We start from the raw sequence: 23,014 nt of genomic DNA on the forward strand, positions 1-23,014 counted from the left end.
CGTTTCGACGTTCGTTATTGTGTTTTTGTTTGATTATCTCTAACCATGCTGTAAATAAAGATGCCAATAGAAATGACGATCATGCTCAGCAAAGCTAGGCTGATTGGTCTGTCCCAAAAGATTGAGAAGTCACCGTTTGAGACTCCAAGAGCTTGCTTGGTACGGGCAAGAAATACCGGACCAAGTACCAAACCTAAGATGATTGGCACAGCTGGGATCTGCTCGCGTTTAAGAATGTAACCAAACACCGCAAAACCAAGTGCGATAAGCGCATCAGAGAATTGGTAGTTTTGGCTATAGCTGCCAATAAAACCGAGTACCAGTATCAGCGCACCGATAAAGCGTCCGCGAATGCGCGTTAGGTTAGCAATCCATTTACTGCTGAAAGTCAGATAGATGAATGCGACGATGTTGATTAAAAACAGCGAGATGTATAAGCCAGAAATGAACTCTGGTCGCTCGGCAAATAAGGTAGGGCCCGGCGTGTAGTTATGCACCATAAACACAGACAGCAGCATAGCCATCAACGCGTCGGCAGGAATACCAAATGCCAACAGCGGAACCATGACTGAAGCCGTCACGGCATTGTTCGATGTTTCAGAGGCAATTAAGCCCTCTTCTGCGCCTTGGCCAAACTTATCTGGGTTTTTAGAGAGTTTCTGCGCCAAAGTATAAGAAAAGAACTGAGAACCAAACTCACCCACACCCGGTAGCAATCCCATGATGACACCTAAAATTGCTGAACGAACTGCGGTCCATTTATGCTTGATCACCACCAGCATTCCAGAGAAGCGCCCTTTGCCTTCATAAGTCGTGACTTGCGAGTCGTTGCCTTTCTGCGATAACAAAACAAATGCCTGAGACATCGCAAAGAGGCCAATCACGGTTGGCACCAGTGGCACACCACCAAACAGCCATTCTTGGTTAAAGGTATACGTCATGGTGTTGTAAGAGCGGTCAATACCAATCGTACCGAGGAAGATACCTAGACCAAGCATCATCGCCGCTGCAAACGCTTGTTTGTAGTGCGCCATAACGACAAAGATCATTCCAAGTGCAGCCAACATGGCAAACTCGGCCGAGCCAAAATGCATCGCGATTTGAGATAGAAGAGGTGCCAAAAGAACAAGAGACAGCACACTGACCATGCCACCGAAGAAAGATGACGAGTACGCGATTGACAGCGCACGCTTACCCTCGCCTTTTTGCGTCATCGGGTAGCCGTCGTAGGTTGTCAGCACCGCCACGGGCGTACCGGGAGTATTCATTAATATTGCGGGGATCGCGCCGCCATACCAAGCGCCGCCGTATACCCCGAGCAGCAAGGTGACCGCTGGCAACGGGTCAAAGTTGAACGTCATTGGCAATAAAATCGCCATTACGCCTGCAGGTTCTAGCCCAGGAATTGAGCCAATCGACACACCAAGAATCGCCCCGAACACTATGGCGAGTACGACTTGCATGGTGAGTATTTCATTGATTCCGAGAAAAATAGTGTCCATATCGATACAACATCCAATTACTACAAGTACATATTGGCAAAGTCAGCCATTTGGTCGGGAAGGAACGAGAACAGCCACACATCGGGCAGCCACAGCGCAATCGCGACTCTAAACACCAATACGATGATGGCGATGGAGACAAAGGAAGTGATCACCCAAAAGCGAGTGAACAGGTTGCTTATCCAAAGCATGGTTAGCACCAAGATAAAGCTGGATAGCGCGAAACCAATCACCGACAAACTGAAGATGTAGAGGAAAAAGAAACCGCTGATGATCACCGCCGTTCGATACCTGCTGATGGCACTAAAGGTCAGTTCGATGGGATTAATGCTTCTCAAGCAGTGATAGTGCTTAATCGTATTTACCAGCAGATAAATACCACTAAACAGAGCGATGATACTTAGGCCTAGTAATGGTGCGACGTAAGGCTGAGAGAACCAACCGTGCGCGTTTTGCACCTCTTTTGCCTGACTAGGTTGGAGCAATATCAGTACCATCGAGCCAATAAAGGAAAGCAAGTAAAAATAGTAGTGTGATGGGAGACTCTTTGTCGCAAGACCTGCTTTGTCTTCTTGCTCCAGAACCACTTCGTTGATTTCAATCGTCATATGCGTTCAACTCCCTGAAAAAAGGGTGAGTAAATGAACCAGATATGTTTACTCACCCAAAGGACTTACTTCATGTAGTTCAGCAGCTCTTTGGCACTAGCAAAGTCATTATCAATCACTTGCTGCGCTTCTTTGCCACCCATCCAAAAAACGTTGGCACCAGTGTTTTGGCTGATCGCCGTCACTTTGTCTGTCTTAAGTGCTTTTTGAGCAATATCTGCGATCACTTGTTTGACGTTGTCAGGTGTGCCTTTCTTCACAAACAGACCGTTCCACGTTGTTTGTTCTACGCCAGTTTGCTCTTTAAGCGTTGCGACATCTGGGCTGATGCTTAAACGTTCGTGCGTAATCGAAGCGATGATTTTCACGTCGCCAGATTTCAAACAAGAAAGGATGGTTTGCGTAACGGTATTGACCACGTCCGCATCGCCATTGGCTAACGTTGAACAGTTGATCGCATCAAACGGTGCGTTTGACGAGAACTTAATCCCAACTTGGTCCGCCGCTTTAAACGTGATCGCGGTAGGCAGCGCTTGGTAGCCAAAGTGAGCAAGCGAAACATTGTTGCTTTGCGAGTAATCGGCTAGCTCTTTCAGGTTGTTGTATGGCGCATCCGCTTTTGCAGCAATCACAAACGGATAGTCTAGGAAGATCCCAACCGGCTCGAATGTTGTTTGGTCAAACGGTGCGTTGCCAGAAAGAATGTGTGTGGTGAGGATATCGGCAACGAACGAGCCGATCGTCAGACCATCTGGGCGCGCACGTGAAACCTCTGCTGCACCAATGATTCCAGCGCCACCAGGTTTGTTAACGACTGTGGCTGGCTTGCCTGTTTCTTTCGCCATCTCTTCTGCGATTAGACGAGTAAGCACGTCTTCCAAATCACCCGGAGGCCACGGCACAACGTATTTTACTGGGCGATTTGGGTAGTCTGCGGCAACACTTGTGAGTGGTGCAAAAATCGATGCAAGTGCGATTGCAGTAATCAGTTTAGTCCTTTTCATCATAATTCCTTTTGTACTCTGAAGCTGGTGATGCCCAGCATTTCTATTTTTTCGCTATTGGTACTATCAATACGGGTACTTCGCTTTTCTGCAGTACTTTGTTGGCTGTAGAACCGAGAAATACTCTGGACAATTCACTGGATTTTCTATTGCCCATAACAATCAGTCCGGCATTAAACTGCTTTGCCGTGTTGATAATCACCTCCTCTGGATTACCGAATTGAACACATATCGAAAACTGAACCTGAATATCCAGATCGGTCAGTTTTTCCTTTATGTATCGATGGATTCGTGTTTTAAGCTTTTCGATTAGCTCGTTTCTGTGTTGAGCGGAATGCAGCTTATCGATGTCGCTCGGCAGGTAGGAATAAGAGATATCCGGCGTAATCACGTCTGCCTTATTCACCGCATGCACATAGATAATTTTTGATTGATGCTTCACTGCTTGGTTAATTGCAGCTTCAAACACTTTTCGGCTGCCTTTATTGGCATCCGATGCATACACAATTGCTTCAATATCTACTGCCATAGCAAGTTCCTACCAATTTGATTAAGGTGCTTTCCAGACCCGAAAATGACTCTTACAAGCGGTTAAATCGATAAGGGGTCGGATCGATAATCGGATCGTTACCCATGATTAAATCTGCCGCTAAATGTCCCGCAGCTGGCCCAGTACCAAACCCGTGCCCAGAAAACCCTGTGGCTAGGGTTAAGCCCGGTATTACCGCGACATGGTCGATCACTGGGTTCGAGTCTGGCGTTACATCAATCAGCCCTGCCCACGCTTCGTCTATCTCGGCTTGTTCAAATACGGGATAGGCTTGGCGCAAATTGGTCATCGCTTCGTTGATAAGGTTCTGGTTATGAATTGGATTGAGCGTTCTCACCTTTTCAAACGGCGTATCGCTGCTCGGTTTCCAACTGCGTGGCATTCTTAAATCATCGACAAAATGCTTGCCGAGTTTGATTCGTAGAAAGCTACGTTGGTGTTTCAACTGTTCAAGATAACGGTGTCCAATCAACAGATGATCAAGACAGACTGGTGCATCTAACGCACCGCGCTGCGTGATCACAAAACCACCATTGTGATGCTTGCGAAACGAGAAGTTTGACGCACCCACCGCAATATCGGTCGGCCCCTCCATTGGCTTAGTTCTAATCACTGAGCAAATCAGTGGCAGAGTTGGCAACGAGACACCCAGATTACCCAAGAAGCGTCTTGACCACGCACCACCCGCTAACAACACCTGCTCGCAGTTGATTTCACCTTGCTCTGTGACTACGCCGCTTACACGGCCACCCGACATAGCAAGCGTTCGGACTGCGCAGTGCTGCACTACCTGCGCGCCGAGTTCCACTGCTTTTTCTAGGATTTTTACTGTTGCGATACACGGTTCAGCACGTCCGTCTGAAGGGGTGTAAATCGCCCCTTTCCATGACTTATTGCTGTTACCAAGCATGGCGTTAACCTTGTCGCTACTTAGCAATCTGGAATCGAGGTCCAACGAATCCACTGAGTCCAGCCAATCTTGGTAAATGTCCATTTGTTGTTCAGTGTCAGCAAGGAACATAATCCCTGCTTGCTTGTAGCCAAGGTCATGCCCGACTCTTTGACTCATACCAGCCCACAAACGGTCAGCGGCTAGCGCCAAAGGCACGTCTTCTTTGTGTCGGCTGGTTTTACGGATCCAGCCAAGGTTTCGTGATGACTGCTCACCCGCTACATAACCTTTCTCGATCAAAACTACAGGGACGTTGTTTTCGGCTAATGTCAGCGCTGCACTCGCGCCGACAATGCCACCACCGATAATCACTACTCCGGTGGACTTCGGCAAAACGTTTGATGTTTCCAGTCGTATGATATTTTTTGTCATCCTAACCTCTCGCTCATCTCGATACGGCGCCCTTAGCCGCCTTTATCTTGAAAGCACGATTTCCTCTACGTCTGCCTGTGATGCGCCGCGATAAGCCGTCACTTCAATTTCGACTTCGTAAATAGAAGATCCGAGCGGAGGACAAGTGACCGTGGTGGTTGGGTTCACCCCGCGAAACTTGGTGCCAACAAACTCCATCACGGCCGGAACGTTGTCTGGATTTTGAATAAAGACTTTCGACGTGATGACATCTTTCAGGCTTGCTTCAACCGACGCCAAAGCGACTTCAATATTGGTAAACACTTGCTCTGTTTGTTCAAATACGTCTTTTGGCATTTCACCTGTTTCTGGGTTACGGCCAGCGGTGTTTGAAACAAAAATCCAGTTATCTACCGCAACGACGCGCGAGTAGCTTGCGATTTCTTCCAGTTTTGAGCCGGTTTTTACCTTTACGATACGTGTCATGGGGACTTCCTTTTTAATGACTAGCCTAGTGTTCTGCGTTGTTATTTGAGTTCTGGTTGATTCCAAAGATTGAGGTTGACGCCAATACCTTTCTCGACGGCGTTACGATAAATCTTGGTTGCCCACGCAACGTCTTCTACTGGCATGCCACCAACAGAAAGAATGATGATTTCGTCTTCACTTTGGCGCTTTGGTGTTTCACCCGCGACAATCGAACCAAGGTCTTCTAAGTCATCGATGGTCAACTTGCCTTCTTCGATCATGTCCATAAAGCGAACACCAACGAGTGGGATAATGTTGTGTGCAGGTTTTGGCACTTCCTCGTACCACGCTTGGTAAAGGCCGGTATTATCGAGCACTTTACGTACATCGCCCTGCTCCATGCCCGCATCTAAGCGGCAACTTGCAGGCATTGCCAAAAACGCGCCCGGTTTGACCCACTCACGTTTCACTTCTGGGTAGAGGCTTGGGTTGCCCGTTTCACCCGAGTTGCAGTAAGTTACGATGTCTGAGCCGCGAACGACGTCTTCAACGCTCTCGACAACTTCAACATTGGTGATTTGTGGGAATGTCGCTGACACCCAAGTTAAGAAGCTGTCTAGGCTTTTCTTGCCGCGACCTTTGATCTTGATAGTGTCGATGTTTGGACACGCAGCCATAAATGCAGCCACTGAGGTTTTGCCCATCACACCAGGACCAAGCAGACCAATCACTTTGGAATCTTTACGAGCAAGGTAGCGTGCGCCCACGCCAGGAATCGCCCCAGTGCGGTAAGCTGAAAGCAAGTTTGCCGACATAATCGCGAGTGGTGCACTGGTTTCAATATCATTGAGAATGAACATTAGGATGGAGCGCGGAAGATCTTTCTCGCGGTTGGCAATGTTCGAGCCGTACCATTTCACGCCACACGTACCAAAATCGCCGCCTAAGTAAGCTGGCATCGCCATCAAGCGGCGGTCTGCGGTCGGCTTTGGCATGGTTGGGATTGGTGATTCTTCTGGAAACGTAATCATCGCACCATGAGAATCATTATTTGGTCCCGCCATGCGGTAATCACCTTGGTGTAACAGTGCGAACATCTCTTCCATCGTGTCCACACATGCTGCCATATCCGTTACACCGGCTTTGATCATGTCTGGTTCAGATAGGTAGATAAAATCGATTTTTGTATTGCTAGACATACGTGTTCCTACTTCCCTGTATTAGTCTCAGTTGGTCGTGAAAAGCCTATTTAAACGCTCACAATCAACTGAGTGATTTATCTGTTAAAACTGATACTAGAGTGAAGACACGCAGCGATATTGAATTTTTGCGACACAAGTCATGGGCTAGGTCACAAAATTGATTAACATATTAACAATATAAATTTACATCCAATTAACAAAATGGGACTTTGATACTCTGACGTTTAATGAGTAGAAAAGTATGCCTGACGCGAATCTCGAGTTTAAAATTGCCTCCTTGCACTCAGTCCAGCCTTGGTTTGTGCTTGGGGCTAAGCGTTTTAATACGTTATTGACACCTGAGAGTGCATGCACTTCTCACTTCTATTCGTTTGACGCGAGTAGTGGTACAGATTCCACTATTGCTATTCCAGATGGATGCATCGACCTACTCTTCGACTGTAATCCCGATAATCCGAAAGCCTACATTTGCGGTACGCCCCTTGAAGCAAAAAAAGCGGATTTTACGCAAGATCATTATTACTTTGGCGTGCGTTTTAGACCGGGCGTGATACCGGACTTGCTTAACTTGGATGTAGAGGAAGTGATTTCGAACCGATTGGATTTAGGTGATTTGGTTTATGGTGCCGAGAAGATTCTTGAGCAAGTTTGCAAGGCGGATGATTTCTTAGGCAAAGCGCGCGCGGTGAATGACTTTGTCAGCCAATTTGATAGCCGCACTTGCTCTCATCTCACTATGGAAGTGATCGCAAGAGTTACCAATGCGCGCGGCAATATTCAGATACAGGATTTGGTCAACGACACGGGTTACTCTGCCAGAACTTTGCAACGCACCTTTCGTAACGATACTGGCCTGACGCCAAAAGCGTTCAGCCGCGCGATTCGCTGTCAGTCAGCAGTGTATAAGATCAGCCATAATAATCAGGTGCCACTGTCTGAGCTTGCGTTTGATTTGGGTTTCAGCGATCAAGCACACTTCCAGCGAGAATTTAAAAAGCTGGTCAGTGTGACGCCAATGGATTATCAGTCGTTGACTAGGTTGGAAAAGTAAGTGGGGAAACAACCATAACAAAGCCTTTAGCCCCACCCATTAGTGTCGTTACGCCCTAGTTGATTTTTGTCCAAAACGTCATATTCACTGAGTCTTTATCAAGACGTTCTAAGTACTCCAATGCGGCGTCATTCTCTAACCACTGCTGGCAGTACTCTTCCGCTTTCACTTGTGAGCTCGCAATTGCCACATCTGCATAGCGACCATCAGAGCCACGAACGAGAAAATGGAGAATGAGCTCCTCTTGTTGGCTGAGAAATTGCTCCTCGACTCGTTGGGCAAGTTCTATTAAACGAACTTCTGTTACTCCTTCTTTTAGTTTGAACGTCGCAAACTCCATCCCACCTATGTTTTCAATCTTGTTGTTCTTAATCATATTAGTGCCCTATATCGTTGGTTGAATTCCAACAATAAGGCACACCTACTGACAACGTTGTGTCAGTAGGCTTGAGAACTTTTTATCTCCATGTATTCATGCAAACAAACATGCTCAGGTAGTTCGGCTATGCGTTCGCTAGACTCTAACTCAGTGATGCGATCTAGCCTTAGGTCTCGATATGCTTTGCGAAGATCACACCAACAGCCAAGAGTCCACTTCCCTCCCCAATAAAACAATCCTAGCGGGAACACCGATCTAACTGTCTCAGCACCAGACAGTGAATTGTAGGTCAACGTTAACCAACACTTAGATTCAATTGCGGAATGCACTTTACCCCATAGTTGATATATTTTGGCTTCACGATAAATCGTTGGTACGCGAATCACTCGTTCTTCATTGGAGATCATATCCGAACTATTAGGCAGCGCAGCTTCAATCTTAGCCAACAAAGAGTGCGCTGAAGCCGCAAGATTTTTTCCTGTTAAGGAAGCTGTAAAGCTGACACCCGTAATAAGCGCTTCTAGCTCTTCTCTCGATAGCTGCAGTGGCGGTAACTCAAAACCTTCAACTAAACGGTAACCAATCCCAGGCTCGCCATAAATCGGTATCCCTGAAGCAGATAGATCGTCGACATATCTATAAATGGTTCTTTCAGACACCATCAGCATTTCTGCCAATTGCAGAGCTGTAAGCGGTTGATGTTTTCGAAGTATATTCGTTAGTTGAAAAAGCCGGTCTGACTTTCGCACATTTGTCACCTATACCTTTTTTGACTACTCAAAGAGTCTCAGTCCACGCTTAAGCAAGCTTTACAGCCCGGACTTGACCATTGCCATAACTTTAGTCGCTTTTTCAAAGCGATCGAGTTGATGGGTTTGAATCCACCAAGTTGCTGCTTCCATCAATAGCTCTGGGTCATCATTTTTGTTCGCGAAAAATGCATAAAATGACACACCCACGCTCTCTCCTTTTTGCTCTATCTTCTTCGAGCATACCTGAACGACTTTTTCTCTCAGCGAATCACGCATTGTTCTTTGCCTATTTATTAGAAATAACAGTCAATGACCATACATAAGCAAACATATGAAAACAACAAATAACTGTATATAAATACAGTAAACTTTTATTTAAGAGACATGGAATTTAAGTTGCAACCTTCCCAAGTGTAATAGCAGCGATGGTACGAAACTACCTTGTTATATCAGCTTGATCGCTAAATCCTAATTGGCGGCAACATCGCCCAACTAACTTACATTATTGGCTACTCAGAACCTTCTCGCTCTACACGCGGGGCATGCCTGACAATCCCACAAAATACGTGCTAGTAATTTGTAACTAATTATTTCTTATAACTAACAAACAACATGATTAACAACCAAGCTCTTTACCACCTAGCTCACACAAAACCATACTTTAAATAAGGAATTAATCTAAACCCTAATCAACCCATAATTAAAACGCATGACATTTCATATACATGCGAAATAGATGCAAAAATATCCATAGCTAAGAACGCACTTTCATACTAAGCTTTGCAACGATTGCCAAATAACGGGGAACAATACGGTATGGATAAATTGCTTTCATCCGCATTAAAAATACAACAACGAACTCGAGTAACCAGTCTGTTTGCTCGTAACGGTTACAAAATTGCGATGACGGATTTTGATGATGTCGTGTTTGAAAAAGCAGGCACTCAGGTCAACGTGCATTTTGATCGAGCATCAAATGCTGAATCTATTTCGGTACTGGAGAACACACTTAAACACAGCATTAAATAATAAATGATATGAGCGGAAACTTGCTGACAAGATTGGAAGCCTTGTCAGCTAATGTCGTTTGCTAATTTGTCTAAGATAAACTCTGCCTTTTCTTGAACTAATAATTTCGGCACTTCAATTAGTTCATAACCAACGTGTTTAATTACTCTATAACTGAAGTTTTTCCTGAGCCTGGTCCACCAGTAAAAACGATACGTTTATTCAAATAAGCCTCTCTGGATTAAGGATTTACTTTCATGCTGGCTGTACAGAACGAACAGGTACCCAACCGGTTTCACCATTTGTTCTGGAAGCGCGATACCAAGCGTTGAGTTCAAACAGCACGGTGAGCTTCTCACCTACTACCGTGTTCAGTTCCCACGCATCATAATCGTGAAGCAATGTTCCTTCTGAGCCACAACCTGATTTATCAATATATTGGATCGGAGCCCAACCTTTAACACCGGCTTCTGTCGTGACGAATATCCAATTTGGAAACTCATCATCCATTTCACCCAAAGCTACCCTATCGCCTTGGTTCAAAACGATCGGATTAGGATACTCTGAGGTGTGTTGTTCAATAACGACGACGTCCATTCTTTGCTCCATAGCTTTAACACTTCACTGCAGTATTTTAAAAACGGTTTGCTAAGCCATTAACCTGCCCTCGCGCCATTAGGCATTTCATTCTCTGGGCAAGCGAGACATGGCTGCAATTTGTCTTCATAACCAATATCAAAAAGCATGCCTTGCGAAACTTCTCCCGCCATTTTTCGTTCAGGCAAATTCACGACAAACAACGCTTGTTTACCCTCAATTTCTTTAGGATCGTCTCGCTCCTGCTTAATGCCAGCCAAAATCGAGCGAGTGTGGTCCCCAAAATCCACCGTGAGCTTCATAAGCTTGTCGGATTTGGCAACCTCACTCACCTCGACAATTTTACCTACGCGAATATCTACTTTCGCGAAATCATCAAAGGTAATCTCAGGTTTGATTGGAGCGTATTTCATGAAACATTCCTTAATCTTAATTCCGGTATAACTGCTGTAAGTAGTGCAAGGTATTTGTGTCTGTATTTAAGGTTTATCCTTGAGTCTTTGCATACTCTTCAAGCAACTCGTGAAAGCTCTCCATTGGTGGGAATTTTTTAAAGCTGCGCACTGCGCCAGTTTTTGCCCACTCGAGCTTTTCATCAGTATAGGTTTCGGCGAATGGTTTGTAGTTGTTCGCATCTTCCAACATCGTTGAGCGTACATTGACGAACTCTTCCATGCCGTCAGGACGTGTAAACAACCAACTCATACAGTGCCCGCAGAAGAAATGACGAATACTACCGTGTAAGCCACCAATGACAGGTTCGCCAGATGTAACTGTGAATGATTCACTCAAAAACAGAGAGCTTAAGCTGAACGCACTTGAGCTCATTCGCTGGCAGCCTGTGCAGTGGCAAGCCATCGTAATCAATGGTTTAGTTGTTACTTCAAACGTTACGCGACCACAACGACAATGTCCTTTAACTTTACTTGGTGCAGTGTTACTCATGGTATATACCTCCGTGTCTGTATGGTTACTGTAATCTATCCAATTTGATCGTAAGCGAGATCAAGTCACATAACACCGTATTGGCACACTCCCTACACCACCATATCAAAGACGCTTTGAACCAAAAAACCTAATCCAAACGGGTGAGAAGACAACTTCATCCTATGTGCATGTGAAATAAGATTATTATTAAAATGTTAATTTAATGTTTCATTTTTAACTAATGCGTAACTCAAACCAAAGGATTAAGATTGGTTATACATTCACCGGAGCCGAATAAGAGAGGGCCTATGAAAGTACTAATTGAGTACACCGAAACAGGTAAGTACCGAGATCGCGCATGGGATGCTTTGACGATAAAGTCTAAAGGTGAAATTGGCGCTGTTACCCCATCATCTGCAGTTCAGTTAATCGAACAGCACAAAGCCGTACTATTTATCGATGAGAATGATGAAATCGTCATCATCTCATAAGCGACCTTGAGCTCTGATCATAGAGCTCACATTCACCAAGCTCTAACACTTCATTTAATCTAATGTTTTATTGCATCTGAGATGTTGCGAATACAACGCTTTGCAGACTGACTAACACCTGACAACTGGAAAAAGCCGTGTATCACACCAAGGTAACGTTCACAACAAGCTGAAACACCTTGGGCAATCAGCTGTTTATATAACAACTCCCCTTCGTCACGTAGAGGATCAAATTCAGCGGTAATAATTAACGTTTCAGGTAAACCACTAAAATCTGAACCTTCCAGAAGATTAAGCTCCTGAGTAAAAGTCCGCTTTTCTGCGCTGCCCGCATAGATATCAAAACCCGAAAGTAGCATTTTGGCGGTAATTACAAAGTCGTTTCCATTCTGTTTATAGCTTTCTGAAGCACCGTTGGGATCAAGCATCGGATAGATAAGAACTTGCTTTCTAGGCAACCAAAGATTCTGATTCTTTAATCGCATTGTTGTCGCGAGAGCCAGTTGTCCACCTGCGCTGTCACCAACAAAAACGATTTGATCGGTATCTCCACCGTATTTACGTCCATGCTCTGAATACTGCGTACCGCTTGGAAAGCATCATCATGGGCGGCTGGATAAGTATATTCTGGTGCCAATCGATACTTAATACAGATTACGATGGACTCTGATAAATGCGCTAACTGCCTTATCTGAGCATCATGGGTTGCAAATCCACCACTAATAAAGCACCCACCGTGGAAGTAAATCGTTACGGGCAAGTTTGCTTTGTCCGTTGGTTTATAGACTTTCACCTCTACGCCGTTTAACACATCAACAAATTCTTGTTCCATCACCGGGCTTGAGCCAGCTAAAACCGTGCTAGCAAGATACCCAGCACGTCGCTCAGCAACGCTTTGCTCGGAAGGGCAAGGTTTGCCATTGGCAATAAATTCCTCAACGAGTTGTTTAATGCCTGCTTCTAAATTAATGGTCATCTGTGGTACTTGATTACGTTCAAAAACCTTATGATATGCAAAGATTAAGTACTGTATATAATCACAGTTAAAATGTGTGATACAAGTTTAATATCTCGTGGAACTCGCGCGTTGCAAAAGAGCTCAATCACTTTAAGCTGGCAGAACAAATGCTGAGAAAGGGATTGAAACGCATAATCAACAGTTCACTTCGATCTTTGCTTTAAGGCTTGCAATGGTGTGTTGGCTAAATACTTTGATGCCTTCCTGCTCTAAAAGCGCTGCAGTCACGCCAGAGCCGTCCACTTTCACTCCGCTAAATGTGCCATCGTAGATTTTAGAACTACCACACGATGGACTGCCTTCTGCTAGAACCGCGTACTTGATACCTAATCGTTGGCACATCCTGAGAGCGTTGTGTGCCCCGTCAAGAAACTGTGCAGTAGCGTCTACACCATCATTACCTACGACTTTCACAGAGCCTTGAATCACATCAGTACCCTTTCCGTTGATGATCTCTGCGGGAGCTCTCGGTGTCGGCAAACCAGCCGATACTTCAGGGCAAACAACCACCAATTCAACATTGGTCTTGAGCCAATCCAACTCAGACATCGATACAGATAGACAACTGGCGTTGTAGCGAACTTTGTTACCGAGCAAACAAGAGCTGATGAGAACCTTTTCCACTTATAATCCTTTGAGTATTTATTTTACGCGCTATCTTTCCGACACTTTTTTGTATTTCGATTCCTGATACAACCAAAAGCCCCAAAAGACAAAAGGTAGAACTAAAGCAGTTATTCCTAAGTTCATAAACTGAGCTGATAGAAACTCCTCAAAAGGAACTTTCTCACTTGAGAAAGCATGGATGAGAAGTCTAACCGAAAATATACCCAGTACTATCGAAATAGTGTTTAGTGTTACATATTTGAAAAAGCCACCTGACCTGATTTTTGACCATCTTTGGTGTTGGGTTTGATTCATTTGCTCAGTTCTCAAGTTTATAAAGAAAGAGATATTATTAGCTTGCTCGAAAAAGCACTATCGCCGCCTTGATTAATTTCGATCGTGTTAAAGAATGCTCAATTAGCTATCAAAAAGGAAGCAATGCACCTTGGACTAATAAACCAACGGTTAAAAGAAAAAATCAAACGTTAGGAATCAATCTTAAAAACGTTATTACAAGCTATTTTTACGATGGAACATAGCCCAAAGACACAGAGATAATCCAACTAACCAAAATGGCACACTAAGTAGCTGCCCAACAGTAAGAGCGAGATCTGTTGTGTAGGACGCTTGTTTCACTTTAACAAACTCGATCATAAATCTAGCACTGAATACTAATGTTAAAAATATCCCTAGAATCGCTCCGTCATAGCGCGCAATGTTCGTTTTTCGGTATATTGACCAAAGCAGAAAAAATATAGCCAAATAGCAAATAGATTCGTATAGCTGTGCAGGATGTCTGGGGATGTTGTCTAATCGTTGAAAAATGATAGCCCAAGGTAAGTCTGATGATGTTCCGAGTATCTCTGAGTTGGCAAAATTTGCAAGCCTCACAAAAAATGCAAAAATAGCGGTTGAGATAGCAAGTCTATCTAACAGCCACAACTTTCCAATATTGTAGCGTTTGGCATGATACAAGGCAGCGATAAACACACCTAAGCCACCACCATGACTAGCGAGTCCCCCTTCCCAAATAGCGATTATTTTAAGCGGATGTTCAAAATAGTAATGAGGGTCGTAAAATAGGCAATGCCCTAACCGAGCTCCTAAAATAATGCCGACTATAGAAGTAACTAACAAAGAATCCAGTTCTGATAAGGGCCGATTTTCATTGGTAAATATGCGTTTCATAACACTAAAACCCGAAGCAATTCCTATGGCAAATAACACGCCATACCAATGAACTCTTAACGGTCCTATAGAAAACAGTACTGGATCTAAATTCCATTCCATCTTGTTAGTTTACCTAGTGTAATTGAGCTAAAGCCGCCAAACATCTTAAATGCTGGTTAGAAGAGTACTAACGTCTTACCGCTGTAGCTGTAACTGTAACCTCAATAAGCGAAGTTTACCTATTTCGACCAAAACAGCGTGATAATTTATGCCCTAGTGCAAAACTTACAACCAAAACTGTAACAACGACCATTATTGAGAAGAAATAACCAATCGTAATCGATACACCAAAACCCCAAACGAAAGAGAAAACCAATCCCTGAAAAGCTTCGTAAGGCCACTGCAGGAGTGGAAAGTGAGAGCCATCCATCATGACAAAAATCAGACCGACCAGAGCAAACAACGACGATAAAAAACCGATTAAATTGTGACGAATCATACTCGCACCCACTGGAAAATGATCACTCAATTCTAATTGTTACTCTTTGATGGTAAAAGAGAAAGTTCGCAAAGGCGCATAATTAGTCGCCCATTAACAGTAAAAGCCCTTTATTTAATTTCAATCAAATAAAGGGCTCGAAAGATGATTTTAAGCGATTAGCTAAGCTGTAAGTTCTTACTAGAAGATAAATTTGTAACCCAACGAAATCATCAATAGGCTAAGCGACAAAGATATTGTACGTTGGATCAGTTTAGGGCCATATTTCATCGCAGAAGAGCTGCCGACGTGGTTGCCTAACAAGTTCATAATCACCAAAGGAACAGCCAACGCATACAGCACACTGCCAGCTAGCATGAAAGCAATTAGAGCCCCAACATTAGATGCAAAGTTGAACAACTTTGACGTCGCAGATGCCGCCACTAAATCAAATTTCAACAGATAATGAAGAGCAAGGATCAGAAAGCTGCCAGTACCAGGTCCAAAGAATCCATCATAGAAACCAATCACAAACACGGCTGCTGGGACACCAAATAGGATAACGTTTTTGTTAATTGGCACATCCTTATCTTGCTCGCCACTCTTTTTAGGAATGAACGAAAGCACGATACCAATAGGAAGCATTGCAAGTATGATCTTACCAACCGTATCTGGGTCGAAATAAAGAATAGCTTCTGCACCTACATAAGCACCTATCAATCCAGCAGGTATACCTGTTGCAACCGCAGTCCAAACTACGCACTTGTTTCTGACAAAATTGCGTATTGCTGCAATTGTCCCGAGAGTACTTACTATCTTTTCTTGTCCCAACGCTACTTGAGGAGGTAAGCCCGCTAGAATAAATGATGGCACTAAAATCAAACCACCTCCACCAGCTACTGAGTCAATAAACCCAGCAGCGAATGCGGACAGCATCAGTGCAACTAACACCCATAATGTAATGTCGTTCCCTAACCATTCCATGTTGAAAAATCCTTAATTCATTAATTATTCGTAAACTTTAATAAGTACAGATGTGTCCATGCACCCTAAGCCACGCTTCTGTAACTCTTGATACTCACTGTCTACCGTCGTTGTCAGTGGTAGTGTGATACCCAACTTTCTGCTTTCGTCTAAACAGATACCCAAGTCTTTATGCATCCAATCGATCGCAAACCCGAAGTCAAATTCACCTTTTGACATCGTTAATGAACGATTCTCCATTTGCCAAGAACCCGCAGCACCATGCTTTAATACATCTACGAGCTCGCCAATATCTAAACCTGAACGTTGAGCTAGCAGTAGCCCTTCACTCAAGCCTTTCAAAACACCCGCTATGCATATTTGATTAACCATCTTAGCTCTCTGGCCTTGACCATTTTCACCCATTAGCTTTGATTGCTTACCATAGCTGCGCATGATTGGGGCTACTTGATCATATGCGTTAGGTTGACCACCACACATGATGGTCAAAGCGCCATTTTCAGCCCCGGCTTGACCGCCTGAGACAGGAGCATCAACAAAAAGAACACCTTTCTGTTCACATGCAGCCGCCAATTCAATGGCGAGTTCCGCAGACGTCGTGGTGTGGTCAACTAGCATGCTCCCTGGTTTCATGTTTGCCAAAATCCCATCTGAACCATAAACGACACTTCTTACGTCATCATCATTGCCAACACACACAAACACATAATCACTGTCTTGCGCCGCCGACCCCGGCGTTAAACACGATTCCCCGATATATGCTTGAGTCCAGTCGTGTGCTTTCTTCAATGTACGGTTGTAAACTTTGACAGAATAGCCAGCATTAGATAAATGCCCCGCCATTGGGTACCCCATTACACCTAAGCCTATAAATGCGACGTTCGAGTTTTTCATAACGCTATCCTTAATCCTTTCCAATATGCTTTGAGTTTTTGTGGGGGATGATTCGATCCAGTGAGCTCATTCCAAAGAGCCGGATTAGCCATCTATCCGAGCCGTCATCTCTTGGATGAAACCCTTCTCGGCTATGAACCACTCGCTGATTTTTAATAATGAGTAAGTCTCCCGGTTGGTAAACTAAATGACGTTTTAGGTTGGTATTTTGTAATTGAGCCTCTAGCATGACTAAAGCCGCAGCCGCGCTTTCTGTTAGAGGAGTCGTGTTTTCTTTGTCGTAACGGCAATACACAACACCATTTTGGCCTGCAATTAAGATTGGTAATCGACTGCCTTTTGCTTGACCAAACGAATCAGGTCGATTGATTAGATAATTTGGTTTCGATAACTCTCCAATCACGCCCGAACTAAGACATGAGATCAGCTCATCCAACAGAATGAAGTTGGAATTCACCCTTAAGTCAGTTCTCAATGCCATTAAAGACAAAAACTCAGGACACCCACTCTGTTCTGTTATTGGTTCGCACACCAAAGGAAGATCTGGATTGTCTACATGATGACCAAAAGTGTGAATTGAACCATGTGAAGACTTCTCGTTAAGTGCATTCTGAGCGGGAACAACGTGCCGAAATAGAAGACCATTGTTTTCATTTTGATAAGAAATTGGTTCAATTCCTGCCAATTGATATATGCCAATATGAATTCCACTAACTAAAGGTGTTTTGGAAGGTGATAGATATCCTTTGTATGGTGTTGCACACAAATCATGGTCTATAGGTAAACCTCGGATGATCAAAGCACTTTGTTCATCGTTTTGAGCGAATGACTCTATCGTAGATATTTGCTCAAACGGGAGACTGTGCTTCACCGTGTTGCCCAGCCAGTCCTTAGCATCCAACCAAGTTTGGTCATCACCTAACCTTAAACTATTAAAAGCGCTCTTTAGTTTTCTAGCTGAATCATATGAGATGTATAACTCCTGTACGCTTTGTTTGCCTTGTTCCTGTACTTCCTTGTTTAGCATTGTTCTTGAGCCTTAAGTAACGTTGTTAGTAATAGTTTTGACTTAGACTAATTCAATGCATTGACATATGTCAATGTGAGTTTGTTACTTTTGTTTAATAACTTTAATAGCGAAAAGACATAAGTAATGTTTTATAATGAGTTATTCGAACTGAGGAGAAGCAGATTGAGTAACAGCAAATTCATCTTTATCGCTGACGTCATCGAAGAACGAATCGATAGCGGCGAATACCAACCCAATGCAAAACTTCCGACTCATCGCGAATTAGCGGATGAGTTCGAAACCACTCCGGCTACAGTATCCAAAGCCTATAAATTACTGAGTGATAAAGGGCGCTTAGAGTCTTTTGTTGGTAAAGGGACATTTGTTGCAGCTCGTTCGGACTTAAATGAAGCTATCCAAGCTCCAGAGGATGAATCTGATTTCAACTTTTCTCTGCTACAGCCGTGTTTGTACAAAAATGTGCCAGCAATAAAAAAAGCCTATCAACAGTCAGCCGATCAACTAACAGATTCACTGATCGGATATTGCGAAAACTCTGGACATAAAAAGCACAGGGAAGCAGCGGTTAGGTGGGCACAAGAATACGGCCTTGAAGGCGGAAACACTCGCAATACCGTTCTCACAAATGGCGCTCAACATGCACTGTCTTTGCTCGTCGAAACACTGACAAAGCCAGGAGACACCATCTTAGTTGAATCTCTCACCTACCCAGGAATATTAGCGATAACGAACCTATCAAACAGGAACGTGATTGGTGTTGAGTTAGACGAGCAAGGTGTCCGTCCTGACGCGCTTGATACTGCGATAAAGGCGCATTCTCCATCGCTGGTTATTTTGATTCCTTGCCATCAGAACCCAACTGGAGTATCGATGCCAGAGGCGCGTAAAAAAGAAATCGCTAAGGTCATCAATGAAAATCAAGTGTGGTTGGTGGAAGATGATATCTATTGCTTTTTGGATGCTCCGCCAGTTCCTCCAATCGCAAACTTTGCGCCGAATTATACCTTTCATATATCCGGATTATCTAAAGCAATAAGCCCTGCAATGAGGTGTGGGTTTGTAAAAGCCCCCGAAAGTCAGGTTGCGGCTTTAAACGCTCACATTCGCGCAAACATATGGCTGTCTTCTCCGATTAACTTTATCGCCGCCACGTTGTTGATTGAATCAGGTGAAGCATTTCAGCTAGCTGAAAATCAAAGAGAAATGGCCGTACATAGACAAGAGCTTGCTCGACAAATCTTTCCGTCTATCAACGCGAATGCATCTGGGTTTCACATCTGGCTGTCACTGCCGCAACATTGGCAACAAGACAGATTCACGATGGAAGCAAAAAATAGAGGCCTAATTGTTACGAGTGGCAGCTACTTTAGTGCCGATGGGTCTAATACCCAACACATAAGACTGTCACTGACTTCAATTAGTAGAGAGAGCAAGCTTATTGATGGACTCAAGCAGATTGAGACTCTTTTAAACTCAAATCCAAGTTCATTTTTGCCTTTCTAACATGCAAAAAGCCACTACCCGTAAAAGAAACTCATCTCAGTTTACAGACTTCATCCACAAGCAGTTTGAAATCGAAACGCTGTGCTAGTGAAATCCGGAAAATGAGAGCTATCTTGACGGGTACAACCGTTTTTTTGGGAGTAAATACGAGTGCGGCAAGTAAATGCGGTTTTCTAATGTGCTTAACGCGATGTTTTTACTGAGGTAACAATTAAATTTAGATTTGCCAGTGAAGCTTGCTGAAAAGCGAGAAGAATTGGAGCGTGCAGCGGGAATCGAACCCGCATCATCAGCTTGGAAGGCTGAGGTAATAGCCATTATACGATGCACGCACATCGTGTCGACAAGATTTAATATGCCAGATCTAACTGAAAAGAAAAGCCTTTTTTCGCCCCTAAGCGCTCAACCGGTTGGTTTATCATCAATTTGCGTACTCTTAGTACATATACACTCTAATTTACGCGATCAGCAGCTCGATTGATACGAGCCAATAAAAAAGCCCCCGCAAATACGGAGGCTTCGAATACAAGCAAGATGTATTAGATGTTTGCAGCTGAAACGTAGTTGTTTAGCTCATCGTTAGATACTGTTGTTACGTAGTGGTCGTCTAGGTAGAAAGCAACGCTGTCTTCTGACTTCTCACCACGTAGAGTTTTAGTCGTACCGTCGATGTAAGAGATGTCCATCTGCATAGTGTTTTCATCGATTTGCTGCATTGTAGCATGGTCGATGTTTGAGTTGTTTGATAGAGGAACTTCTTTTAGTGAGCTATCTAGAGAGTCGTTCACTTTGATGTAGTTCTTAGTTGGAGTATCAACAACCGCTGGAGATTTGCCAGAGATTGGGTTTTTACCAGTCCAGAACTCAATCGCGTTGAAAATAAATAGGTCAGCTACACTCGCGATACCGTAAACAGGTGAAAGAAGAAGGAACATACCTTCACGAGCGTAACGGTTATCTACTACTTCAAGGTTGAATTTAGTAACTAGACCTGTTGTAGCCATTTGACCCATACAGCCAGTTAGAGACGTTAGACCTAAGCCAGCGACAACTGCAAGTTTTAGTGCGTTTTTTTTCATGATTTTCCACCACCTATGTAAGAAGATGCTTATTCTACTCCTGCCACCTTATAAATCAACCAGACCCATCAAATAATTGACATAATGCTTACTTTGTTAAGCCACTGTTTTTCATAAGATAAATCCTACAGAAGTTCCTCTTTTTGCTATTTGGACAGTGTTTTTACTCCCAAACAGTGAGGTTAATTCAAAGATTAGGACAACATTCAATGGGCAACAAGTTTCAAAGCTTGCTAAATCCTGTCCTTTTGTTGAAATTCGTTGCTTAAATCTGCACAAATTATAACCAAGCAGTTTCATTAACTGAGTAAATGTTAAAAATAATGTTTCAATTTAACTGCGCATCAATGGAGTTTAACTCCAATTTTTAATCAACCATTAGATAGAAAGTCCAAATCAATCACCCAAATACAGCAATTATCAGAACTGTTCTCTACTTCAAACTTTCCAACATAAATGTTGCGACCATATCAATAAAGTGAACAATAGCCTGTGTTACACAAATGTAACAAAACACAACTTCTAATAAATATTATTCATATAAACTTTATTTCACAGGCAGGAAAAGCATGACAAAGCGTATCTCGCTTGCCCTTTTTGCAAGCATTTTCACAGGTAGTGCTGTGGCATCCAACTTGGATGATACGATCAATGAAGTGGTCGCCCCTATCGTCAACCCTTTTGTAGGAATGATCTTTTCGACTATTCCGTTCCCTTTTACTGACGTACAGGTTCCATGGATCGTTCTTTGGTTGGTAGTCGCAGCAACGTTCTTCACTTTCTATCTTGGTTTTATCAACATCCGCGGTTTTAAACACGCTGTTCAACTGGTATCGGGCAAGTTCTCTGATCCTAAAGCGAAAGAAGATGGTGAGGTATCTCACTTCCAAGCACTAACTACCGCTCTTTCTGGTACGGTAGGTTTAGGTAACATTGCAGGTGTGGCAGTCGCTGTTTCAATTGGTGGCGCTGGTGCAACATTCTGGATGATTCTTGCTGGCTTACTGGGTATGTCGAGCAAGTTTGTAGAGTGTGCGCTGGGTGTTAAATACCGTAACACTAACCCTGATGGTTCAGTATCCGGTGGTCCAATGTACTACCTAAGCAAAGGCCTGGCTCAGCGTGGCAATGCGGCGTTTGGTCGTACGCTTGCAGTACTGTTCTCAGTGTTTGCAATCGGTGGTTCACTTGGTGGCGGTAACATGTTCCAGGCAAACCAAGCGTTCAAACAGATCGTTGGTGTAACAGGTGGTGAAGCTTCATTCTTCGCGGATAAAGGCTGGTTATTCGGTATCATCCTCGCGGTTATCGTTGGTATCGTAATTATCGGTGGTATCAAGTCGATTGCGAAAGTCACCGAGAAAGTGGTTCCTTTCATGGCAACTATCTATGTAGGCGCTGCGATCGTTATCTTGCTAATTAACTTCGACCGTATCGATGATGCATTCAGTGCAATCTTCAACGGCGCGTTTACTGGCGAAGGTATCACAGGTGGTGTTATTGGTGTGCTAATCCAAGGCTTCAAACGTGCGGCGTTCTCGAACGAAGCAGGTGTAGGTTCGGCGGCAATCGCACACGCAGCAGTAAAAACCAAAGAGCCAATGTCTGAAGGTTTCGTCTCTCTACTAGAACCGTTCATCGACACAGTAGTTATCTGTACCATGACAGCGCTTGTTATCATCATCACTGGTTACCTAGATACCGATACTGGTCTAGCAGGTGTTGAGCTAACCTCTGCGGCATTTGGTAGTGCTATTAGCTGGTTCCCATACGTACTTGCAGTGGCCGTTGTACTGTTCGCTTTCTCAACCATGATCTCTTGGTCTTACTACGGTCTGAAAGCTTGGACTTACCTATTCGGCGAGAGCAAAACAGCTGAAATCATCTACAAAGTGAAGTTCTGTATCTTCGTCGTTATCGGTGCCGCGATGAACCTAGGTCCAGTTATCGACTTCTCTGATGCAATGATCTTCGCAATGGCGCTAGTTAACATTGTTGGTCTATACATTATGGTTCCTGAAGTGAAGCGTGACCTTGCAGATTACCTAGAGCGTTTCAACGCAGGTAAAGTCTACAAAGTTCAGCAACAGCAATCACAGAAGCCAGCGTACGACTCACAAGCTGACTAATCGCTCAAACATGATGTAACTCAAAAAACAGCAGGCCTCCCCTGCTGTTTTTTTGTTTGTTGAATCATCCAAATATAGACAATCTCCCCTTATCAGACACCACTCTCTATCCACTCATAGTTGTAAACTCTGTTTTACTTCCTGCGTACTAAAGAAATTAAGCAATATTTAACATTTTGATTACACTTATGGAAAACAGTAGATGCTGAGATTCATCACTAAATCTTGGTCTATTTGCAGTAAAAAAGAACGCCTAATTGGGGAATAAAAGTCGCTTATAT

At 43.8% G+C, this 23,014-nt stretch carries 25 protein-coding genes, 1 tRNA gene and 1 pseudogene; 5 read left to right on the top strand and 22 right to left on the bottom strand.

Translation table 11 applies throughout. The features are described from left to right. Positions 1-14: 14 nt before the first annotated feature. From AKJ31_RS04070 to AKJ31_RS04100, 7 genes are all read right to left on the bottom strand, one after another. On the bottom strand, positions 15-1,502 hold the full coding sequence (locus AKJ31_RS04070; protein WP_053407797.1) for a tripartite tricarboxylate transporter permease: 1,488 nt from the start codon (positions 1,500-1,502) through the stop codon (positions 15-17). Between the two features lie 20 nt (positions 1,503-1,522). Beyond that, positions 1,523-2,110 (bottom strand): tripartite tricarboxylate transporter TctB family protein, encoded by a 588-nt coding sequence (locus AKJ31_RS04075; RefSeq protein ID WP_053407798.1) that lies wholly within the window; start codon positions 2,108-2,110, stop codon positions 1,523-1,525. Positions 2,111-2,175: 65 nt separating this feature from the next. Continuing rightward, positions 2,176-3,117 (bottom strand): tripartite tricarboxylate transporter substrate binding protein, encoded by a 942-nt coding sequence (locus AKJ31_RS04080; RefSeq protein WP_053407799.1) that lies wholly within the window; start codon positions 3,115-3,117, stop codon positions 2,176-2,178. Between the two features lie 40 nt (positions 3,118-3,157). After that, positions 3,158-3,643 (bottom strand): universal stress protein, encoded by a 486-nt coding sequence (locus AKJ31_RS04085; RefSeq protein WP_053407800.1) that lies wholly within the window; start codon positions 3,641-3,643, stop codon positions 3,158-3,160. A gap of 52 nt (positions 3,644-3,695) precedes the next feature. After that, positions 3,696-4,988 carry an NAD(P)/FAD-dependent oxidoreductase gene (locus tag AKJ31_RS04090; protein ID WP_053407801.1) on the bottom strand — a complete coding sequence of 431 codons (1,293 nt, stop codon included), beginning with the start codon at positions 4,986-4,988 and terminating at the stop codon, positions 3,696-3,698. 42 nt (positions 4,989-5,030) lie between these two features. After that, positions 5,031-5,453 (bottom strand): RidA family protein, encoded by a 423-nt coding sequence (locus AKJ31_RS04095; protein WP_053407802.1) that lies wholly within the window; start codon positions 5,451-5,453, stop codon positions 5,031-5,033. 41 nt (positions 5,454-5,494) lie between these two features. Then, positions 5,495-6,634, bottom strand: a complete 1,140-nt coding sequence (locus tag AKJ31_RS04100) for an ornithine cyclodeaminase family protein (RefSeq protein WP_053407803.1) — start codon at positions 6,632-6,634, stop codon at positions 5,495-5,497. Positions 6,635-6,878: 244 nt separating this feature from the next. Here AKJ31_RS04100 and AKJ31_RS04105 point away from each other — a divergent pair, with 244 nt between their 5' ends. Then, the gene (locus tag AKJ31_RS04105; protein ID WP_053407804.1) at positions 6,879-7,688 is read left to right on the top strand and encodes a helix-turn-helix domain-containing protein; all 810 of its coding nucleotides are present in this window, start codon (positions 6,879-6,881) and stop codon (positions 7,686-7,688) included. Between the two features lie 55 nt (positions 7,689-7,743). Here the strand turns inward: AKJ31_RS04105 and AKJ31_RS04110 are convergent, their stop codons facing one another. The 3 genes from AKJ31_RS04110 to AKJ31_RS04120 form a co-directional block, all read right to left on the bottom strand. Further along, entirely contained in the window at positions 7,744-8,064 is a 321-nt protein-coding gene (locus tag AKJ31_RS04110) for a hypothetical protein (protein ID WP_053407805.1), read from the bottom strand. Positions 8,065-8,126: 62 nt separating this feature from the next. After that, on the bottom strand, positions 8,127-8,825 hold the full coding sequence (locus AKJ31_RS04115) for a helix-turn-helix transcriptional regulator (RefSeq protein ID WP_333702076.1): 699 nt from the start codon (positions 8,823-8,825) through the stop codon (positions 8,127-8,129). Between the two features lie 51 nt (positions 8,826-8,876). Next, the gene (locus AKJ31_RS04120; RefSeq protein WP_053407807.1) at positions 8,877-9,095 is read right to left on the bottom strand and encodes a DUF6500 family protein; all 219 of its coding nucleotides are present in this window, start codon (positions 9,093-9,095) and stop codon (positions 8,877-8,879) included. 540 nt (positions 9,096-9,635) lie between these two features. Here AKJ31_RS04120 and AKJ31_RS04125 point away from each other — a divergent pair. Then, entirely contained in the window at positions 9,636-9,848 is a 213-nt protein-coding gene (locus AKJ31_RS04125; protein ID WP_053407808.1) for a hypothetical protein, read from the top strand. Positions 9,849-10,082: 234 nt separating this feature from the next. Here the strand turns inward: AKJ31_RS04125 and AKJ31_RS04130 are convergent, their stop codons facing one another. The 3 genes from AKJ31_RS04130 to AKJ31_RS04140 form a co-directional block, all read right to left on the bottom strand. Further along, positions 10,083-10,424 carry an SH3 domain-containing protein gene (locus AKJ31_RS04130; protein ID WP_053407809.1) on the bottom strand — a complete coding sequence of 114 codons (342 nt, stop codon included), beginning with the start codon at positions 10,422-10,424 and terminating at the stop codon, positions 10,083-10,085. 59 nt (positions 10,425-10,483) lie between these two features. Beyond that, positions 10,484-10,837 carry a tRNA-binding protein gene (locus AKJ31_RS04135; protein ID WP_053407810.1) on the bottom strand — a complete coding sequence of 118 codons (354 nt, stop codon included), beginning with the start codon at positions 10,835-10,837 and terminating at the stop codon, positions 10,484-10,486. Positions 10,838-10,910: 73 nt separating this feature from the next. After that, positions 10,911-11,369, bottom strand: coding sequence for a GFA family protein (locus tag AKJ31_RS04140; RefSeq protein WP_053407811.1), 459 nt, complete (start codon positions 11,367-11,369; stop codon positions 10,911-10,913). Between the two features lie 290 nt (positions 11,370-11,659). Between AKJ31_RS04140 and AKJ31_RS04145 the strand changes: the two genes are divergently transcribed. Beyond that, positions 11,660-11,842, top strand: coding sequence for a hypothetical protein (locus AKJ31_RS04145; RefSeq protein WP_053407812.1), 183 nt, complete (start codon positions 11,660-11,662; stop codon positions 11,840-11,842). A 59-nt stretch (positions 11,843-11,901) separates the two neighbouring features. Here AKJ31_RS04145 and AKJ31_RS04150 read toward each other — a convergent pair. The 7 genes and pseudogenes from AKJ31_RS04150 to AKJ31_RS04185 form a co-directional block, all read right to left on the bottom strand. Beyond that, positions 11,902-12,818 (bottom strand): annotated as a pseudogene (locus AKJ31_RS04150) (alpha/beta hydrolase). A gap of 177 nt (positions 12,819-12,995) precedes the next feature. Further along, positions 12,996-13,484 carry a 2-thiouracil desulfurase family protein gene (locus tag AKJ31_RS04155; RefSeq protein WP_053407813.1) on the bottom strand — a complete coding sequence of 163 codons (489 nt, stop codon included), beginning with the start codon at positions 13,482-13,484 and terminating at the stop codon, positions 12,996-12,998. Between the two features lie 492 nt (positions 13,485-13,976). Then, complete coding sequence (gene lgt / locus AKJ31_RS04165) at positions 13,977-14,756, bottom strand: prolipoprotein diacylglyceryl transferase (protein WP_053407815.1); 780 nt, start codon at positions 14,754-14,756, stop codon at positions 13,977-13,979. A gap of 115 nt (positions 14,757-14,871) precedes the next feature. Then, positions 14,872-15,135 carry a hypothetical protein gene (locus AKJ31_RS04170; protein WP_053407816.1) on the bottom strand — a complete coding sequence of 88 codons (264 nt, stop codon included), beginning with the start codon at positions 15,133-15,135 and terminating at the stop codon, positions 14,872-14,874. Between the two features lie 180 nt (positions 15,136-15,315). Further along, the gene (locus AKJ31_RS04175) at positions 15,316-16,098 is read right to left on the bottom strand and encodes a TSUP family transporter (RefSeq protein ID WP_053407817.1); all 783 of its coding nucleotides are present in this window, start codon (positions 16,096-16,098) and stop codon (positions 15,316-15,318) included. A 24-nt stretch (positions 16,099-16,122) separates the two neighbouring features. Then, positions 16,123-16,992 (bottom strand): NAD(P)-dependent oxidoreductase, encoded by an 870-nt coding sequence (locus AKJ31_RS04180; protein ID WP_053407818.1) that lies wholly within the window; start codon positions 16,990-16,992, stop codon positions 16,123-16,125. Between the two features lie 10 nt (positions 16,993-17,002). Beyond that, positions 17,003-18,019 (bottom strand): TauD/TfdA family dioxygenase, encoded by a 1,017-nt coding sequence (locus AKJ31_RS04185; protein WP_053407819.1) that lies wholly within the window; start codon positions 18,017-18,019, stop codon positions 17,003-17,005. Between the two features lie 165 nt (positions 18,020-18,184). Between AKJ31_RS04185 and AKJ31_RS04190 the strand changes: the two genes are divergently transcribed. Next, positions 18,185-19,525 (top strand): aminotransferase-like domain-containing protein, encoded by a 1,341-nt coding sequence (locus AKJ31_RS04190; protein WP_053407820.1) that lies wholly within the window; start codon positions 18,185-18,187, stop codon positions 19,523-19,525. Between the two features lie 257 nt (positions 19,526-19,782). On the opposite strand, the gene AKJ31_RS04195 is transcribed toward AKJ31_RS04190, so the two are convergent. After that, a tRNA-Gly gene (locus AKJ31_RS04195) sits at positions 19,783-19,857 on the bottom strand. Between the two features lie 207 nt (positions 19,858-20,064). Beyond that, positions 20,065-20,604, bottom strand: coding sequence for a DUF3332 domain-containing protein (locus AKJ31_RS04200; RefSeq protein WP_053407821.1), 540 nt, complete (start codon positions 20,602-20,604; stop codon positions 20,065-20,067). Positions 20,605-21,173: 569 nt separating this feature from the next. On the opposite strand from AKJ31_RS04200, the gene AKJ31_RS04205 reads away from it, so the two are divergent. Continuing rightward, the gene (locus AKJ31_RS04205) at positions 21,174-22,733 is read left to right on the top strand and encodes an alanine/glycine:cation symporter family protein (RefSeq protein WP_053407822.1); all 1,560 of its coding nucleotides are present in this window, start codon (positions 21,174-21,176) and stop codon (positions 22,731-22,733) included. The last annotated feature ends 281 nt before the right edge of the window (positions 22,734-23,014 follow it).

Origin of the sequence: Vibrio hepatarius (genome assembly GCF_001274785.1) — a bacterium.
GTDB classification, from domain to species: Bacteria; Pseudomonadota; Gammaproteobacteria; order Enterobacterales; family Vibrionaceae; genus Vibrio; species Vibrio hepatarius.

Excerpts from the sequence above, each read along its gene's own strand:
- AKJ31_RS04095 (WP_053407802.1), bottom strand. The coding sequence starts at position 5,453 with ATGACACGTATCGTAAAGGTAAAAACCGGCTCAAAACTGGAAGAAATC.
- AKJ31_RS04085 (WP_053407800.1), bottom strand. The coding sequence starts at position 3,643 with ATGGCAGTAGATATTGAAGCAATTGTGTATGCATCGGATGCCAATAAA.
- AKJ31_RS04070 (WP_053407797.1), bottom strand. The coding sequence starts at position 1,502 with ATGGACACTATTTTTCTCGGAATCAATGAAATACTCACCATGCAAGTC.
- AKJ31_RS04105 (WP_053407804.1), top strand. The coding sequence starts at position 6,879 with ATGCCTGACGCGAATCTCGAGTTTAAAATTGCCTCCTTGCACTCAGTC.
- AKJ31_RS04100 (WP_053407803.1), bottom strand. The coding sequence starts at position 6,634 with ATGTCTAGCAATACAAAAATCGATTTTATCTACCTATCTGAACCAGAC.
- AKJ31_RS04205 (WP_053407822.1), top strand. The coding sequence starts at position 21,174 with ATGACAAAGCGTATCTCGCTTGCCCTTTTTGCAAGCATTTTCACAGGT.
- AKJ31_RS04170 (WP_053407816.1), bottom strand. The coding sequence starts at position 15,135 with ATGATTCGTCACAATTTAATCGGTTTTTTATCGTCGTTGTTTGCTCTG.
- AKJ31_RS04180 (WP_053407818.1), bottom strand. The coding sequence starts at position 16,992 with ATGAAAAACTCGAACGTCGCATTTATAGGCTTAGGTGTAATGGGGTAC.
- AKJ31_RS04130 (WP_053407809.1), bottom strand. The coding sequence starts at position 10,424 with ATGGACGTCGTCGTTATTGAACAACACACCTCAGAGTATCCTAATCCG.
- AKJ31_RS04110 (WP_053407805.1), bottom strand. The coding sequence starts at position 8,064 with ATGATTAAGAACAACAAGATTGAAAACATAGGTGGGATGGAGTTTGCG.
- AKJ31_RS04145 (WP_053407812.1), top strand. The coding sequence starts at position 11,660 with ATGAAAGTACTAATTGAGTACACCGAAACAGGTAAGTACCGAGATCGC.
- AKJ31_RS04185 (WP_053407819.1), bottom strand. The coding sequence starts at position 18,019 with ATGCTAAACAAGGAAGTACAGGAACAAGGCAAACAAAGCGTACAGGAG.
- AKJ31_RS04090 (WP_053407801.1), bottom strand. The coding sequence starts at position 4,988 with ATGACAAAAAATATCATACGACTGGAAACATCAAACGTTTTGCCGAAG.
- AKJ31_RS04125 (WP_053407808.1), top strand. The coding sequence starts at position 9,636 with ATGGATAAATTGCTTTCATCCGCATTAAAAATACAACAACGAACTCGA.
- AKJ31_RS04200 (WP_053407821.1), bottom strand. The coding sequence starts at position 20,604 with ATGAAAAAAAACGCACTAAAACTTGCAGTTGTCGCTGGCTTAGGTCTA.
- AKJ31_RS04140 (WP_053407811.1), bottom strand. The coding sequence starts at position 11,369 with ATGAGTAACACTGCACCAAGTAAAGTTAAAGGACATTGTCGTTGTGGT.
- lgt (WP_053407815.1), bottom strand. The coding sequence starts at position 14,756 with ATGGAATGGAATTTAGATCCAGTACTGTTTTCTATAGGACCGTTAAGA.
- AKJ31_RS04135 (WP_053407810.1), bottom strand. The coding sequence starts at position 10,837 with ATGAAATACGCTCCAATCAAACCTGAGATTACCTTTGATGATTTCGCG.
- AKJ31_RS04080 (WP_053407799.1), bottom strand. The coding sequence starts at position 3,117 with ATGATGAAAAGGACTAAACTGATTACTGCAATCGCACTTGCATCGATT.
- AKJ31_RS04075 (WP_053407798.1), bottom strand. The coding sequence starts at position 2,110 with ATGACGATTGAAATCAACGAAGTGGTTCTGGAGCAAGAAGACAAAGCA.
- AKJ31_RS04120 (WP_053407807.1), bottom strand. The coding sequence starts at position 9,095 with ATGCGTGATTCGCTGAGAGAAAAAGTCGTTCAGGTATGCTCGAAGAAG.
- AKJ31_RS04175 (WP_053407817.1), bottom strand. The coding sequence starts at position 16,098 with ATGGAATGGTTAGGGAACGACATTACATTATGGGTGTTAGTTGCACTG.